This is a genomic window from Caballeronia sp. SBC1 (genome assembly GCF_011493005.1).
GTDB lineage: Bacteria > Pseudomonadota > Gammaproteobacteria > Burkholderiales > Burkholderiaceae > Caballeronia.
Window position 1 is genome coordinate 213,905 of record NZ_CP049160.1, and the last position, 14,511, is coordinate 228,415.

The 14,511-nt window shown below is 58.0% G+C and carries 16 protein-coding genes; 7 read left to right on the top strand and 9 right to left on the bottom strand.

Going from position 1 to position 14,511, the window contains the following annotated elements:
* Window positions 1-60 precede the first annotated feature (60 nt).
* Together SBC1_RS39215 and SBC1_RS39220 are read right to left on the bottom strand one after the other, a co-directional pair.
* The gene (locus SBC1_RS39215) at window positions 61-711 is read right to left on the bottom strand and encodes a hypothetical protein (protein ID WP_165989550.1); all 651 of its coding nucleotides are present in this window, start codon (window positions 709-711) and stop codon (window positions 61-63) included.
* Window positions 712-797: 86 nt separating this feature from the next.
* Window positions 798-983, bottom strand: coding sequence for a hypothetical protein (locus SBC1_RS39220; RefSeq protein WP_165989552.1), 186 nt, complete (start codon window positions 981-983; stop codon window positions 798-800).
* Between the two features lie 347 nt (window positions 984-1,330).
* Between SBC1_RS39220 and SBC1_RS39225 the strand changes: the two genes are divergently transcribed.
* Window positions 1,331-2,044, top strand: a complete 714-nt coding sequence (locus tag SBC1_RS39225) for a hypothetical protein (RefSeq protein WP_165989554.1) — start codon at window positions 1,331-1,333, stop codon at window positions 2,042-2,044.
* 326 nt (window positions 2,045-2,370) lie between these two features.
* On the opposite strand, the gene SBC1_RS39230 is transcribed toward SBC1_RS39225, so the two are convergent.
* Entirely contained in the window at window positions 2,371-2,649 is a 279-nt protein-coding gene (locus SBC1_RS39230) for a hypothetical protein (RefSeq protein ID WP_165989556.1), read from the bottom strand.
* Between the two features lie 200 nt (window positions 2,650-2,849).
* Window positions 2,850-3,104 (bottom strand): hypothetical protein, encoded by a 255-nt coding sequence (locus tag SBC1_RS39235; protein ID WP_165989557.1) that lies wholly within the window; start codon window positions 3,102-3,104, stop codon window positions 2,850-2,852.
* 57 nt (window positions 3,105-3,161) lie between these two features.
* On the opposite strand from SBC1_RS39235, the gene SBC1_RS39240 reads away from it, so the two are divergent.
* On the top strand, window positions 3,162-3,836 hold the full coding sequence (locus SBC1_RS39240; RefSeq protein WP_165989559.1) for an SOS response-associated peptidase: 675 nt from the start codon (window positions 3,162-3,164) through the stop codon (window positions 3,834-3,836).
* Window positions 3,837-3,864: 28 nt separating this feature from the next.
* Here the strand turns inward: SBC1_RS39240 and SBC1_RS39245 are convergent, their stop codons facing one another.
* The 3 genes from SBC1_RS39245 to SBC1_RS39255 all read right to left on the bottom strand — a co-directional run bounded on the left by SBC1_RS39245 (window position 3,865) and on the right by SBC1_RS39255 (window position 5,329).
* Window positions 3,865-4,176 (bottom strand): hypothetical protein, encoded by a 312-nt coding sequence (locus tag SBC1_RS39245; RefSeq protein WP_165989561.1) that lies wholly within the window; start codon window positions 4,174-4,176, stop codon window positions 3,865-3,867.
* A 438-nt stretch (window positions 4,177-4,614) separates the two neighbouring features.
* Window positions 4,615-4,758, bottom strand: a complete 144-nt coding sequence (locus SBC1_RS39250) for a hypothetical protein (RefSeq protein WP_165989563.1) — start codon at window positions 4,756-4,758, stop codon at window positions 4,615-4,617.
* Between the two features lie 10 nt (window positions 4,759-4,768).
* Window positions 4,769-5,329, bottom strand: coding sequence for a hypothetical protein (locus SBC1_RS39255; protein WP_165989565.1), 561 nt, complete (start codon window positions 5,327-5,329; stop codon window positions 4,769-4,771).
* A 100-nt stretch (window positions 5,330-5,429) separates the two neighbouring features.
* On the opposite strand from SBC1_RS39255, the gene SBC1_RS39260 reads away from it, so the two are divergent.
* Both SBC1_RS39260 and SBC1_RS39265 read left to right on the top strand, forming a co-directional pair.
* On the top strand, window positions 5,430-6,047 hold the full coding sequence (locus SBC1_RS39260; protein WP_165989567.1) for a hypothetical protein: 618 nt from the start codon (window positions 5,430-5,432) through the stop codon (window positions 6,045-6,047).
* Window positions 6,048-6,158: 111 nt separating this feature from the next.
* Window positions 6,159-6,884: a hypothetical protein gene (locus SBC1_RS39265; protein ID WP_165989569.1), complete on the top strand. Its 726-nt coding sequence runs from the start codon at window positions 6,159-6,161 to the stop codon at window positions 6,882-6,884.
* A 407-nt stretch (window positions 6,885-7,291) separates the two neighbouring features.
* On the opposite strand, the gene SBC1_RS39270 is transcribed toward SBC1_RS39265, so the two are convergent.
* Together SBC1_RS39270 and SBC1_RS39275 are read right to left on the bottom strand one after the other, a co-directional pair.
* Window positions 7,292-7,582, bottom strand: a complete 291-nt coding sequence (locus SBC1_RS39270; protein ID WP_165989571.1) for a helix-turn-helix domain-containing protein — start codon at window positions 7,580-7,582, stop codon at window positions 7,292-7,294.
* A 292-nt stretch (window positions 7,583-7,874) separates the two neighbouring features.
* Complete coding sequence (locus tag SBC1_RS39275; protein ID WP_165989573.1) at window positions 7,875-8,360, bottom strand: helix-turn-helix transcriptional regulator; 486 nt, start codon at window positions 8,358-8,360, stop codon at window positions 7,875-7,877.
* Window positions 8,361-8,582: 222 nt separating this feature from the next.
* On the opposite strand from SBC1_RS39275, the gene SBC1_RS39280 reads away from it, so the two are divergent.
* The 3 genes from SBC1_RS39280 to SBC1_RS39290 are packed head-to-tail and all read left to right on the top strand — an operon-like array spanning window position 8,583 to window position 14,506.
* On the top strand, window positions 8,583-9,629 hold the full coding sequence (locus SBC1_RS39280) for a single-stranded DNA-binding protein (RefSeq protein ID WP_165989575.1): 1,047 nt from the start codon (window positions 8,583-8,585) through the stop codon (window positions 9,627-9,629).
* Between the two features lie 3 nt (window positions 9,630-9,632).
* The gene (locus SBC1_RS39285) at window positions 9,633-12,242 is read left to right on the top strand and encodes a DNA topoisomerase (protein ID WP_165989577.1); all 2,610 of its coding nucleotides are present in this window, start codon (window positions 9,633-9,635) and stop codon (window positions 12,240-12,242) included.
* Window positions 12,239-14,506: a hypothetical protein gene (locus tag SBC1_RS39290; RefSeq protein ID WP_165989578.1), complete on the top strand. Its 2,268-nt coding sequence runs from the start codon at window positions 12,239-12,241 to the stop codon at window positions 14,504-14,506. Before SBC1_RS39285 ends, SBC1_RS39290 begins: the two co-directional genes overlap by 4 nt.
* Window positions 14,507-14,511: the final 5 nt, after the last annotated feature.

The window sequence follows — 14,511 nt, forward strand, 5'->3', positions numbered from 1 at the left end:
ATAGACGCGTGGCGTGCGATTTCGTCCGTTTCTTGGCGACCTCCCTGGTCGCCGCTTTAACTACGGTTGCCGGTCGAGCCATTTGAGCAATTCGCCCCAGCGTCGGCGCGTTAATCCATTGCTCGAAATGTCGTGTTCGAGGACGATCGAGCTGGAGGCGATTGCACCACGTAGCTGAACGACGTTCTGGATGCCCATATTCACCAGTATGGAACGGATACTGACTCTCAATCCCGCGAAGGGTCCGAGCGCCGTCATTTCCCGCGTGAGGCCGGCCCTTGTATGGTCGGCGAGCCGATCCGCGATCGCGATCCAGGCGGCGGGTGTCGATACCATTTTGTAGAAGAATGGCAGGCTTTGACTCAAGCCCGGCGACAGAAAACTTGGATCCTCGCCGCTACGTTGCTTAATCAGCGAGCAGACGCTTTTGAACGAAGCAAATGAGCCTGATCGAGGCGATTTCGTTTTGGCGAGTGGGTGTTCGAGGACGTCCAACATCAGGGCGCGGAATACCTGGATGTCGGCGAGTTGCCTGCGTTGAGAGCCTTCGCGCTCATGTCTGTTCTGACTGGCGCGGGACGCTTGAATGCGCTGGACGAGCGCATCACGCTCAGCGTCTCGTGTCGCACGTTGTGCCGCTTCGCGTTCTGCCCACGAGCGATAGCGGGGCAGGGTTGGTAACTCATAGGCGTCGGCATCAGTATCTGTCATCTGTTGTTGGGATTAGCGCGCGGCTTATACCGATTCGCATAGGACTGAGGCCTAACGCTATCGCGATGCGCAATTCCGATTGGCGACTAGAGCAAGTCGAGTTGCTCGATATCGCGGGTCGAGTCCATCGTGCTGACCATCGTCGAGGCACCTGCGGGTGCTGAGTTGCTTGCCTGAGCTGGAACGGGCCTAAAGTCGCCGGTCGCAATACCGTTCCATTCCGGGGAAAGCACGACGGCGGCGAACGCAACGCCCGGACTTATTTGAATCATGCGCGTCATAGTGTATGCCGTTAGCAGAAAGGTAAGACTGCTGTTATCTCAGCGACCAGCATAAAGGCCAAGCATAGCGCGCGAAGTGTCGAGCGTCGAGAATGCCGACGCAAGGCACGATGTCAGGCCGGTTCCGTTACCCGTCAGATACATCGGGAGGGGATCGGTCTCGGCGCCTGGCGCACCAAAACTAGCCAGAGCCATCTCGGCGGCGCACTGTGCGCCATCCGCTCCGCGAGCGTGGCAGGCAATCGTGCTCGCCTGTTGAGCTAAAGAATTCCAGTCGGCGTGCCGATATACCGACGAGCGTTACTCGGGTTTTTTGTTGACGAAATGAGGAAAATGAAATGGCACTAGGGACGTCGTACGCGCAGGACTGCCTTCGGTCAGTTGGATTGGCGTTGGCATCGCTCGCTGCGCATATTTTGAAGATTGGGTACGACCTGACAGGACCTGTCGCAAACTGGTTTTTCTCGACGCGGCTGCAGCGCGCCATGTTCATCCTTCTCGCGCGCTACAACGCGCCGGTGGTCGTCCTGTGCGCTGCGTCGGCTGTCGCCGTTGCTTTCTATCTGCATCCAACAAGCGGATTCGTAATTGTCCTTGTTGGCCTTCTGCCAATTGCGATTTGGAGCATGTACACGCGGCTGCGTCGAGGCGCGTCGATGCTGATTTCGTCCGTGTATGGGCGCGAGCTGCGCGTGCACCTTCCTGCCACGCACCTGGAGATCAGCGATCGCGCCTCGTTCCGCGACCAGGCCAAACTCGTACTTTCTATCGCGAGAAGCTGTCGCGCAAAATCGGTGACTTTCAATTCCCCGCTCCTGGTATCAGCGTCAACCAGCGAGCTGCTGGCGCGTGCCATCACGCGAGCTGCCGCGATTCTGCACACCGAGATAGCGGTCGAGGTCGAGTCGGAAAAAGAGTTGAGCGCGGTGGACCAAAGCATGTTCGCGGGGCACCAGCGCCGCTATAAGAAGCTGCGCGATGGCCGCCTGGCTGTTGGGCCGAACGGGCGATTCCTGAGTCGCAAGATAATGGTGCAGATGGGTCGGGTTTGACGCAATAACGAAGTGACGTGTGACGTAATGCCCCTGATAGTCCACGAGTTTCAGGGGCGTTTTCATTTGTGGCGGTCTTTTCCGTCTCGTCGAAAAGCGCGTGCCCGACGCGCTATGTGCCTCATTCGCGTTCCGAAACAAACCACTGGCACAGAAATGCGGCCCGTCTGGTTGGCGCAGGGCGTCCCGCAGGTTTCCGACCATTGCCTGCCAACAATGCAGCAGTGCACTGCTGCTATCGTATGAAAAAGACCAAATCCTGAAGGTACCCGTAATAGCGATCCGATCTATAACCGAGTTGCACGGAGGCCGCATCGGAAGCGTGCCTATGCGCCAGCCTTGAGCCAATGAAGCAACTCTGGGCGCAACGAATACCGCGGTTCCGCGAACCAGACAGCGAAGTTAGCTTCCCACTGATCGAGCCGATAATCGGTTAGGTCGAATTCTTCGTCGAGCGCGTCTTGGCCGTCTTCGTGAAGGAACACATAGCGCACTCGCTCGCCGTCCCAGTAGGCAGCCGCGAAGTCAGTCAGATCTGCAGTTGTACCGCGCGGCTGGTCACGCAGCAACATGGCGACGTGTGCCTCGAATTCTTCGTGCGTCATGCTTATCTCCTTGCCGCGCGCGGCGGCGAATCAACCAATCTTCTTGCCACAAAGCCTGCTGCGAATCTATTCATACGGCTCATAGCGCGATGTTCCGTCATCCCAGAGCAGTTGATATTCAACTTCTGGCCCAAAGATCGATGCGATGTAGCAGATCATGGCCGCGTCGAGGTGGGTATCGCCATGGAACTCGCGGTGGTCTACGAAGATCGAAACTGGCTCGGCATACGGCCGGCGCGCAAAAAAACAATCCCGCGCCCCGGATCATCGATCTCATCGATGACGATCTGCGCGCGCTCGATGATTGGCTCCGCCAGTTCAGGATCCAGCGTGTATCGCGGCCAGTGGGAAATGCTGGCGATATCGGCTGCGGACGCGTGCGGATTTAGACGGAGCAGTTCCGCTCGTTCGACCCAGCAGTCGAGGGTTGCGTCCGGAAGGTCTGTCGGGTCCATGATGTCTCTCCGAAAAACGGCCTAACTCAGCGCTATCATTAAGGCAGGAGGTGGCCCATGTGCGCAAACTACGATCCATCTAAAGAAATCGATTTCGAGGCATTCAGCGAATTTCCGCGTCCGACCTTTGATTATCCACCTGAGACGTGGAAAGACTACGCGGCGCCCATCCTGCGCATGGACGGCGGTAAGCGGCTGACAGATCCTGCCACCTTCGGCATTTTGCCGCGCAAGCACATTCCCAAGGGTGTGAAGCTTTTCGACACGATGAATGCACGCGTTGAGTCGATCGGGGAGAAGCGCAGCTTCAGCGGAGCATGGAAGAATCTCCAGCTCTGCCTGATCCCGTGTCGCAGTTTTTACGAGCCGAACTACGAGACCGGATCGCCGGTGCGCTGGCGGATTGGCTTGGGCTCTGGCCAGCCACTCGCTCTCGCCGGCCTGTGGCGCGCTTGGAACGATCCAGACGGCCCTTCGTTGTCGTTTTCGATGCTTACCGTCAATGCCGAGAACCATGCGCTCATGCGGCGCTTTCATAAGCCGGGGGCCGAGAACCGATCGGTGATCATCTTGCGGCCTGAGCAATACCAAGACTGGCTTGGCTGCCGCACAACGGACGAGGCGCGTTCGTTCCTAAACCTGTTTCCCGCTAACGAGATGGCCGCCGCGCCGGCGCCGATTCCACCGCGGCGCTCGAAACCGAAGTCTGAGGTTAACGAATCGCTCCTGTAGAGCTACGGTTGTGCGGCACATCCTTGGTTCACCAACGCTTACCGGCATATTGACCGTCCGTCGGCAATTTGATCATGATGCCACCTTGTGATCCGAGTCGGACGTGCTCGTCCTGTAGGCGAGCTAATAGCGACTTCGCAGCACCAACAATTTTCCCCTGGTTATTTGCTCCCAGGCCGTAATGAATTTCCAGGGCCTCAGCGTGCGCTCTGTCTATGACGCGCCGGTAGCGCACCACCTCTAGGATTAGCCGACGAAGGGCTGGATCGCGGCAAATCCGCCATAGATCACGCAGGTCTCCATTGGAGACGGGCTCGAAATCCTCGATTTTGAGCGACATGATTCTGCATCACAAAAGCTGTATGAATATACAGTATAGGCGATGCTCAGCGTGTCTATCATTGAACTGGCGAAGCGCGAGGCGCAAAGTGTTCTCGGCTTGTTTCGAAGGTCGCGGGTCTAAGGAAAAGGATGTTGTTGCAGGGATGACTTCAGGATTCGATTTTTTCGCACGATAGCTGCGGTGCGCAATCAATGAAATCAAAGACTTAACTTCGCACGTGTTGGCGCCTTGGTTCCCGTTTCTTGGGAAGGTCTGATCCTTTCCCAGTAAGGCTTTGCGAGCGGCTGACGTACGTTTTCGTCCGGATACTGAAGACACCCCAAATGGCTTTGTCAGCGCGGTATCGAGGTGTACGACAAAAAAAAGCCACCCCGTGCGTGGGGCGGCTTTTTGGTATAGCTTGGCTTAGCAACCCATAGGGGCTGCGAGGCGGTTTTAGTGCCAGAGCTTCAGGGCGTCGCCGACGATCAAGACGATCGTTGCTATGGACCCGACGGCGCCCGCAATGACTGCGGACAGCGACAACATGGCTTCCTTGCCATGCGCGCGAGGGAAAAGGCGATGTGCGATGGTAGTCATAGTCGGATCCTCATTGAGCCCAGAAGTGGACGTAACCAAATAATGCGGCAGAAAACACAGTGAATATTATAGTATAAAACGCGGTCGGATAGTCCTTGGCGAAAGTCCGCCAGGCAAAGCCGTCCAGCGCGTCAGCCGTATCCACCGCACCTTTCGTCGCGAAATACCCGCTCGTGTAAACCAGTCCGAGCAACGCAACGAAAACCACTGGCGCCCAGTTGGGCAGTCCGTGCTTTCTGATGCCGTCGAGCGTATCGGAGACGGCCGCAAAGCACATCAGCAGGCCGACCCATCCAAGCTGCCCGTCCTTGAACAGCATGACGATCCGGCGTCTTCTGAGCGCGTCCAACCTCTCGGCGTCGTCCCGAATGTTACGCGCGGACACGATTTCCAGCCACATACCCAAAATGGGTGCGATGACTGGAAGCACGAGGTTGATGAACAACCACATTACACCTTCAAGCATATCTGTTTTTCTCCGTAGAAGCGCTCCGGTCGCCAGCCTTTCCGCCATACCAGACAGGTTCGTCCAGCGTGCGTGAGTGCAATCATATACATGGCGTTCGGACATGCGCCGCCACAAAAAACTCAACGCGACTTTTCTTTGTCGCGACATTCCTTGTGCTTAGTTCATCGCCCGGTAGCACGGGCTTACACAAGGAGATTTCTCAATGAGCAGCGAAACGAACATTCGGGCGAGCGGGGTAGCGATTGTAATAGCAGGTTCGGTCGACGGAGGGTTGAACTCAGACGTAGTGCTTTCGTCCCAGGCGCTGCGCGACCGATACCCTAGAAAGGGCAGCATGCCAGCGCAGTTCGTCGAGAAGCTGTACGAGCTGCGTGAAATGGAAGTAAGGCACTTGGCACTGTTACCCGAGATCTCGCCAGCGCATCTCCATGGTCTGGATTGGGGCGCCCGCGCCCTTGTCGCAGATCTGCTCTTCACGCGTTGCAACGCCGATGCACAGCGCGCGCTGTCAGATGATTCGCACCATTTCGTGCGCAGCACCGCTGCCCTGGTTGCCAGGAGAGCGGCGGACGCTGCACCTCATCCATCAAAAGCCACCGCATCACGAGTCGATGCGATCGATCGCCGGGAAGCAATCGCGCAGGAGCTCGCCGCGGCAGGGTGTCGCATGGAATACGACCCGGGCGCAATGCCTGGCGAGGGACATTTGCTGATTCGCGTCGCGGATGGTGAGATGGTCGACGAGCCAGATGATCCGATCGCACAACTTGCGAAGGAATGGTCCGATCTTACCGATGCAGCCGAGAGTGACGAAACCTAGCGATTGCAAACCACGAACCGCGCTTCCTTTCGAAGCGCGGTTTTTTTTGTCCTCACATCTCCTGGGCTCAGTTCATTGTCCGCAGCCGCGGACTTACTTTCAGGAGATCGAATGATGGAAAGCGTACAGGTTGAAGTTGCAGACAAAGCAATCGAGATTCTTCAGCGAACCCGCGATGGCGACACGTTGGAGGCGAGAGACCTCAAACTCGTCGAACAGGCGGTAAACGGTGCGTTGAACGAGGCGGGCAGGGATCTTTTCGAAAAGCTCCACAGCTCGGTAATTTCGGGAGCGTATGCAACCACGCGTCACTGGTTTCACGACATAGAGCATCTGACTCGTGATCATCAAGGGTACGTGTTCTGGAAGGGCAGGCAGATCGAGCACTACTCGCACAGCGATCCTGCCGAGAGCAGACGCGACGCGCTCGAGCTTGCGGAGCGCTGTCGTACGCTCGAGTCAAAAGGGTTTCGCGTCTCAGGAGGCGCACTCAGTCGGATCTGTATGCTGCAAGCGCCGGCCGACACCCCCTGGCTACTCGCCTTGCAGCGATATTACTGCTTCTTTGAACCTTCGGAAGGGCGATTCCCACTCACGGATGAGATCTACGGAATCTTCTACCGTACCTCAGCAGTCGGCGGTGTGGTAGTTGTTTCCCGCAATGCAGAAGGGCTCCTGATCCAGCGACGGGACAGCGGGTATCAGGCTTTCCATGAGTTGCAGGACAGTGGACTCACGAGTATGAAGGTCGACCCAGACTATGCAGAGATCTGTCGTAGATTGGAGCTGATGGACATCACGCCAGCAGTACTTGATGCTGCAATTTCCGGAGCGTAGGCGACAGCCTTACCACCACAACACAATGCCCGCGATCTCCCCGAGACGCGGGCTTTTTTTCGTCAGTTGCATTCACCTTTCATGGTCAGATGGGCGGGTCAATGGCGGACGGAACGTCCGGCGCAGCGAACCATTGACGCACCCATCTGACCATTGACGCTCAAGGGCATGTGGCTGGCATAGCTGTTCGATGCCAGCCACCGAGCCCGTCCGGCGGCAAGGACTTCCCCGCCTGCGGGCGGGGTTAGGGGTGGGCAGTCTGGGGTGCGAGTTCCGGTCAGCATCACCTCCGAGCTCACCCTTGTCAACGGCTCCCCGCTTCGTCACCGTCTGCGAGCACTGGATGCCTACGCAACCATACTGACACATCATTCTGGAGCACGCCGCAGTCCAATAGCACACTGCGACTAACCGTGTTCCGACACTTTGCGAGCTCGCGAAATGGCCTCAGGGCGCTGGAGCAGCGTGGCCGCGTCGACGTTCAGCGCGATTGCGATCTTCTCTATGTTGTCGATCGAGACATTGATTCGAGCTCGCTCCACCTGACTGATAAATGTGCGGTCGAGGTTTGCAGCGAAACCAAGCTGTTCCTGTGAGACGCCCGTTGCGACGCGACAAGCCCGTACGTTGTAGGCAAGCAGCTCGCGTAGTGTCTTGGTCGGCTGGGATGGAGAAGGCGGTTTCAGTGTTGGCGACATGAACGCAATGCTTTCAATTCGAAGTATTTACATCCACGGCTTTTACATCACGTATGCGCGATAGGGCGGACCCCAATCAGTATGAAAGACCTTGTCAATCAACTGATGGGATGAATTGGGCCAGACCTCTGTCTCTGTGCCGTCTGCGTGGCCGGCACTGAAGCGGTCTTGCAACGGGTCGATCCAGTCGTCTAGTGTCTGTATGCGGAATACAGCGGGCCGCCTCTACTGTTCGGTCATACGACTACCGGGCGGCCGTGGTTTCGCGCGACGGGCAATGGACACGCAGTTATTAGGGCTTCGGGATCGGTTTATTAAATGCGTTCTCCGGCAGCTCCATGTGTGCGTGCTCGAGCAGAGTCCGCTTCGCGTACAGTTCGTACATCATCACGAAGGCCAATTGAACGCTTTCTGGTGTTTCGTTCCAGTCATCAGGGCTGGGCACAAGAACGTTTGCAGATGGATCGAGTTCCAGCTTTCTAAGCGCTAAGGCCAGAGATTCCTTTACGCCGTGAGAGACCACGCAGTCTTGCGCAGTGATGTAATTGCACCAGACCAGGATTGTCAGGACTGGCACTCCAAGGAACTTGGCAAACTTCTCTACATTGCTTTTGTCTCCTCCTCCTAGCCATCGGTCTCCAGCAAGAATACCTACCACGTGCGAGTAGGACAGTCCAAGAATCTCCGAGAGTCTTCGGGCATCAATGTTATGGCGAGCCATCATCGTCTTGACCTGGACGATGAGTTGACGCTGCTTCTCGAGGTAGGGGTGATCCATGTTTTATGTCCTAGGGACGAAAGTAAAAGTTGAGGTCGATCACTTATATACTCAATTTACGAAAATCTCACAATTGCTTTCTAAAATCTGTTGCAGGTTCCGCCTGGTAGGCTCTAGCAGGCCAAACGCCGGAATCTTCGGCAAATTTTTCGTGGCCTGGCCAAAATTATTTCTTGCGGAGATTTTAAACTAGGATGGGAGTTCCTCAAATGGGAGCTTTCCATGACCGAAAAGTCCATCACATTACTGTCTGTTGCCGCACGGTCGGTACCTGCAAAACACCAGTACTACCGGGGCTTCAAGAACGTTGTCTACCTCACGGGTCACATTCATTCGCTCGAGGGAGCAACGATCTGGATTCAGCTGACGAATAACCTGAATCTCCTCGTTCCCGTGACGGTGCCACCCGGAATCCGGCTACCGAGACCGTTCAAGGTGCGTGAGGCGGTAAAGATGATCTGCCAGGTTCAATCTCACACGGAAGAGAGCGGAGAGCCGGGCCTTCGCGTGTACGCCCGTTCGTTTGAACGGCCGAACGTCCTCGAGCTACCGAACAAAAGCGCGTTTGAGAAGGTCGTTCCAGAACGCGCGCCTGAGGACAAAGACTTCCGCCCCTACGGTAGCGGCTACCGCGCGAGCAATGCGTGCAATCAGGTGAAGATTGCAGGCATGGTGGTGGGCATCAGCGTTCGAAAGACGGAAGTGGATCCGGGTGGCGAGGTCGTTCAGTCTGGGGCCTGTACGATTCTTTTGCGACAGGACACCGAGGAGGAAAACGTGATTCCCGTCAAATACTATGGGAAGCTCGCCGAGACAGTTGCTTCGTACATCAAGCCCGGCGACATGATCTACGCCGAGGGCAAATACCGGGTAAAGCCTGTCGAGATCGAAGGTGAACTGGTCGACGGTAAGCCTAAGGTGCGCCGCGTTCCGTTCATTCAGATCATGGAACCATCACTGCCGACTGCGATCGACATCGTTTATATCGGGGGTCCCGTAGACAAATACCCATCCTGGATGATCGAGATGCATCAGCGCTTCAAGCGCGGTGCGAAGCGCGCAGAACGCCCCGCGAAGCAAACTCCCGCGGCGCCGACTTCCACTGCGTCAGAAGCGTCAACGACCACTGGAGTGACGCCAGCAAAACGCGAAGTTGACGTAGCGACGCTAGACCTCGAAAGCCATCCTCTGTGGGCGACCCTTTCCGCAGAACACCAGCAAATGTGCCGTGATAATCCAGAAGACCGGAAGATGATTCTTGGGGAGTAAGCCATGAAATCCCTGATCATCGCGGAGAAGCCGTCGGTCGCGAAGGACATCGCCAAGGCGCTCAATGTACGGGTTGTCGGGGACCATTGGGAAAACGACTCCCTGGTGATCTCCAATGCGGTCGGGCACCTTCTGGGGCTGACTGCGCCCCCCGAAATTGCGAGCCAGTTCCCGGTCATTCCGGAACGCTTTGCGTTCGAGGTCCGGGATAAGGCGCAGAACCAGTTGAACAAGCTGATTGCGCTGATGAAGCGACCGGATGTCGACACGGTGATCAATGCGTGTGACGCTGGTCGCGAAGGAGAGGAGATATTCCGGCTGATTGTGGAATACGCTCGCACATCCAAAACGCTAAAGCGGATGTGGCTTCAGTCAATGACGCCTGGAGCCATTCTCCAGGCCAGCAAAAACCTGCGCAGTGACGCGCAGATGCGGCCACTCGCCGACGCTGCCCGAAAGCGCAATGAGAGCGACTGGATCGTTGGGATCAATGTCACCCGCAGCTGTTCGCGTATACGCGGCGAGCAAACCACTGCTGGCAGGGTGCAGACGCCGACCCTCATGATCGTCGTGGCGCGCGAAGAAGCGATCCGCGCTTTTGTGGCACAAGAATACTTCGAGGTTCGGGCGCGTTTCACGCTTGCCGCCGGCGCGTATGAGGCAACGTGGCACTGCCCTGCGGAATTGGTTAAGCCTGGCGCGCCGGCAGAGAGGTTGTGGGAACGGGGAAAGGCGGACGCGATTCTGTCCCGATGCACCGGACGCAATCCGGATCGAATCGAAGAAAACACAACCCCAAGCCGCTCGGCCGCACCGGTGCTCTTCGACTTGACAACGTTGCAACGCGAAGCGAATCAACGTTTTGGCCTCTCTGCGAACAACACGCTGAAGATCGCGCAGGCCCTCTATCAGACCCACAAGGTTCTGACCTATCCTCGCACGGATTCGCAGGCGTTACCGGAAGACTATGTGCCGACCGTAACCCGGACCGTCGAGGCCCTTGCGACGCAAGGATATGCAGAAGCTGCGCGGCGGGTGCTCGATAACGGGTGGATCAGGCCGACAAAAAAGGTCTTTGATAACAGCAAGATCTCCGACCACTTTGCCATCGTTCCCACTGGATCCAATCCACAGGGTTTGTCGGCAGACGAGGCGAAAATCTACGATCTGGTTGCAAGGCGTCTGCTCGCCGTCTTTCATCCAGATGCGGAGTTCGCAGTGACGCTGCGTACGGCGTGGATTGGCGATGACCGATTCGTCGCACGCGGCAAAGTGCTTGTCGCACAGGGATGGCAAGCCGTGTATGGGGACGGCCCTGCGAAGAAGGCCAAGAAGGGTACTGACGGCGACGCGGAGGCCAAGCTACCAGCACTGGGCGCAGGTGAGCGAGGCAAGACCGAGTCCATGAAAATCAGCAAGGGAGAAACAAAGGCGCCGCCTCGGTTCAACGAGGCAACGCTACTCTCCGCCATGGAGCATGCAGGAAAGGACGTGGCTGACGATGCGCTGCGCGAAGCGATGGCCAAGAAAGGACTGGGCACTCCGGCCACGCGTGCGGCGACGATCGAGAAACTGCTCGAGGAGCAGTACATGACGAGAGAGCAGCGCAACCTCGTTCCCACAGCAAAGGCCTTCGAGCTGAAGGCGCTGCTCACACGGCTTGATGCAAAAGTGCTGCTTTCGCCGGAGCTCACGGGAGATTGGGAGGCGCACCTGAAGCGTATCGAGGAGGGGCAGGCGAAGGGGTCGGAATTTCTCGATGGAATCAAACGCCTGACGGTCGATATCGTCAACCGTAGTCTACAGGTACCGCCCGCCGCAACGTGTGAAGCATGCGGCAAGCCCATGATGCGGCGCGAGGCAAAGGGAAACAGGGGCCATTTCTGGGGATGCACAGGCTTCCCCGCGTGTTCGGTAACCCGTCAGGACGTCGATGGCAAACCCGGCGCGCAGCAGGCCGCACCTACTTCGACTTCACCAACCGGCGAGACCTTCGCTTGTCCGACTTGCCGCAAGCCCATGATCAGGCGCACAACCCAGAATGGGGCTTTCTGGGGCTGCAGCGGTTACCCCAAGTGCAAGACGACTCTTCCGGACGCTGACGGGCGGCCGGGCGAGGCACGGACATCCCGTGAGACACCGGGGAAAGTGACCGCGACAGCGAAGGGGGTCACATTTCCGTGCCCAAAGTGCGGCAAAGCGCTCATGCAACGAAAAGGCGCAAACGGCCCCTTCTGGGGTTGTACGGCCTACCCGACGTGCAAGGCGACGTTGCCCGACGATAACGGCAAGCCGGGCGTCAGAACGGCCGACGTCGCGGGAAAAGCAACCCGTTCTGAGGTCCAACGGCTGACCTTGCCGCCGGCTCGGCCAAAACCTCCGATAGGAGCCGCCGAGACGTCGGCGAAGTCCGCAGCCGTCGCCGTCGCCGTCGCGGAAAAACCCGCATCGTCGACGCCGGCGAAAGTAACCGGTGGACCTATCGGATCAACGTGTCCGGGTTGCCAGAAAGGCACGCTCACACTCCGCTCCGCGCGCGCGAGTAATCGCCCATATGCCGGTTGTACTCATTTCCCCGAGTGCAAGTACTTCTACTGGATGGATAAGCCGTGATATCGCGTCAGCAGCCCATTATCAAGGCTACCGCGTTTGTCTCGATCTTCTGGTGGTGTCTGCTGACGCTGTGGCACGCCGGCTGGAGCTTGAGAGATATGGTGTTGCACGGCGCGACGATGGGCTGGGAATATTCTCTCGCAGTCATCGTTTCCGTTGCAGCCGGTATTGCCGCAGGCTCTGCGGTCAGCACGTATTCGATCTGGTTCGACAGGCGCCAGGTGCAAAAAGCGCTGAAGGGAAGGATCGAGCGGGGTGTCAGCATTACGATCGGACCCATACCGATTCATCTCGGTGAGTTGCCGCGCGACGACAAGTCGCTTTCAGAGCATGACGTCGCGGCAGTCCGCGAGATTCGCGAAGACGGTTCAACCGGCTTCCTGACCCTGTGGCACACGCATTTCGACTCGCGTGCACCGGAGCACAGCAGGCTCATGTACGCGCTGGAGCGGGTGATGGCAAAACACCGTGCCCTGCCAGCGACTCATGTTCCAGGAGGCCACGGCGGTCGCAATCTGCTCGTTCATAGCCTGCTGGTTTGCTGGTACATGGTGAAGCTGGCTCCGTCGCACACCTACAACGGCACGATCAAGCTGCCTGACTTCAAGATCACGTTAAAGCTCAAGGAACCAGCGTATCAGTTCGACGGTGACGACCCGCTTATCGCACTGGTGGGACTCGCGCACGATATCGGGAAGATCGAATGCTACGAGTACGATGACAGTGGTGCGCTGACCGGTTGTCGTCGTGACCATGATCTGACGGGCTCGCGCATACTCGCGCGGATGCCGGAATTCTGGGATCTGCCTGACGATGACCGCGATACGCTATCGCTTGTAGTTGGGCATTACCACCATCCCCAGGACATGCCCACTCTCGATGGGTTCGAGGTCCTGTCCGATCGCAATCACGCGATGCTCGAGCTGCTGATCCGAGCGGATGTTCTCTCGTCCAAGCGCGAAGCGGGCCTGAATGCTGCGGCGGCAAAAGGCGAGCTGGGCGGCGAGAGCCAGTTTGTCGAAACAATTGAAGGCAAGGATCTCTGGAAGGCGGTCGAATCCGTCCTGACGCGCGTTGGCACGATCAACGGTCGAACGGGCTCCGGAAACATCGGCTTCAAGTATCGCGACCCGGCTAGTGGCGCGAATCTTGTCTACCTCGTCGAGAAGGATTTCATTGACGCTGTCAGCGCCGAAGCGCGCGTCACCAACACCATTCAAGAACTCAGGAACGACGTATCCGCGGTCTCGAAAAAGGTGTTGATGCTTTTCAACGATCGTGGCGTGCTGTACACGGATCGCGAACGCAGTCCCTCGACGGCACTCTATAACGTCCAGTTTTTCGCGGCGAAAAGCTACTGGGCGGACCGCGAGCGCAAGGTGCCTAAAAGCGGAGAAGAGCGGGGCGCGCCGGCGTTCCGGTTGGGCTCGGTCATTGTCATCCGGGCCGACACCCTTTTCCCTGCGCTCGGCCAGTTAGCGGATTTCGACAAGGTGCCCGTAATCGGCAAGTCGAGGCTGGGCATGGGCGGCGTTCGCAAGGCGGGAGGCGCCGATCGCACCACTATCGCGGATCTTGCGCTCGGTGCCGAACTTCAGCCTGAAGTTACTGACTCGGCACCCGCGGGAAATGCAGGCGAGGAAGTGCCCGGTGGGTTCGACCCGCTTGGCGCCGCTCTTCAGGCGCAGGAGGTGATTCGGCGTGCGCAAGAGTCAACGGCGCCCTCGGCGCCGGCCGACGGGGAGGCCACTTCGGAAGCGAATACTGACAGCGGCGACGGCGGCACGCCTTGGGACGACGAGGAAACACCGTGGGACGAACCGGATAGCGGCGGGTCAAGCCCCGGGGCTGACCCAGCACCGGATTCATCTGAGTCGCCATTGGCGCCCGTTGATAACGGAGAAAATGCAACGCAGGATGGCGAGAATTCAGCCCCCCCTTCTGACGATCCAGCGCCGGCGCCGACGTCGGGCAAGCAATCCCTGTCGCCACGCACCCTGTCAAAAGCGGTCCGTTCGATGCTGTGGACGGGAATATCGAAAGGGGAGCTCGTCCATCGCGAACTTGCCGCCGATGATGATAGCCCGGGTAACAAGGTAATGTGCCGCACGGCCGACGTGAAAGCCTACATGGCCACGCGCTCGAAGCTTTCCTATACCTTTGAAGATATGGACGCGGCCATCAGGCAAGGTGTAGTAGATGGCGTGCTGGTCGTCGGTGTGTGCTATCAGATCCTGCGCGACGCACCGCGTGGAGGCGCATGACAACA

What these genes read in the sequence shown, in the direction of transcription:
- SBC1_RS39215 (WP_165989550.1), bottom strand. Translation starts at nt 711, where the DNA reads ATGACAGATACTGATGCCGACGCCTATGAGTTACCAACCCTGCCCCGC.
- SBC1_RS39220 (WP_165989552.1), bottom strand. Translation starts at nt 983, where the DNA reads ATGATTCAAATAAGTCCGGGCGTTGCGTTCGCCGCCGTCGTGCTTTCC.
- SBC1_RS39225 (WP_165989554.1), top strand. Translation starts at nt 1,331, where the DNA reads ATGGCACTAGGGACGTCGTACGCGCAGGACTGCCTTCGGTCAGTTGGA.
- SBC1_RS39230 (WP_165989556.1), bottom strand. Translation starts at nt 2,649, where the DNA reads ATGACGCACGAAGAATTCGAGGCACACGTCGCCATGTTGCTGCGTGAC.
- SBC1_RS39235 (WP_165989557.1), bottom strand. Translation starts at nt 3,104, where the DNA reads ATGGACCCGACAGACCTTCCGGACGCAACCCTCGACTGCTGGGTCGAA.
- SBC1_RS39240 (WP_165989559.1), top strand. Translation starts at nt 3,162, where the DNA reads ATGTGCGCAAACTACGATCCATCTAAAGAAATCGATTTCGAGGCATTC.
- SBC1_RS39245 (WP_165989561.1), bottom strand. Translation starts at nt 4,176, where the DNA reads ATGTCGCTCAAAATCGAGGATTTCGAGCCCGTCTCCAATGGAGACCTG.
- SBC1_RS39250 (WP_165989563.1), bottom strand. Translation starts at nt 4,758, where the DNA reads ATGACTACCATCGCACATCGCCTTTTCCCTCGCGCGCATGGCAAGGAA.
- SBC1_RS39255 (WP_165989565.1), bottom strand. Translation starts at nt 5,329, where the DNA reads ATGTCCGAACGCCATGTATATGATTGCACTCACGCACGCTGGACGAAC.
- SBC1_RS39260 (WP_165989567.1), top strand. Translation starts at nt 5,430, where the DNA reads ATGAGCAGCGAAACGAACATTCGGGCGAGCGGGGTAGCGATTGTAATA.
- SBC1_RS39265 (WP_165989569.1), top strand. Translation starts at nt 6,159, where the DNA reads ATGATGGAAAGCGTACAGGTTGAAGTTGCAGACAAAGCAATCGAGATT.
- SBC1_RS39270 (WP_165989571.1), bottom strand. Translation starts at nt 7,582, where the DNA reads ATGTCGCCAACACTGAAACCGCCTTCTCCATCCCAGCCGACCAAGACA.
- SBC1_RS39275 (WP_165989573.1), bottom strand. Translation starts at nt 8,360, where the DNA reads ATGGATCACCCCTACCTCGAGAAGCAGCGTCAACTCATCGTCCAGGTC.
- SBC1_RS39280 (WP_165989575.1), top strand. Translation starts at nt 8,583, where the DNA reads ATGACCGAAAAGTCCATCACATTACTGTCTGTTGCCGCACGGTCGGTA.
- SBC1_RS39285 (WP_165989577.1), top strand. Translation starts at nt 9,633, where the DNA reads ATGAAATCCCTGATCATCGCGGAGAAGCCGTCGGTCGCGAAGGACATC.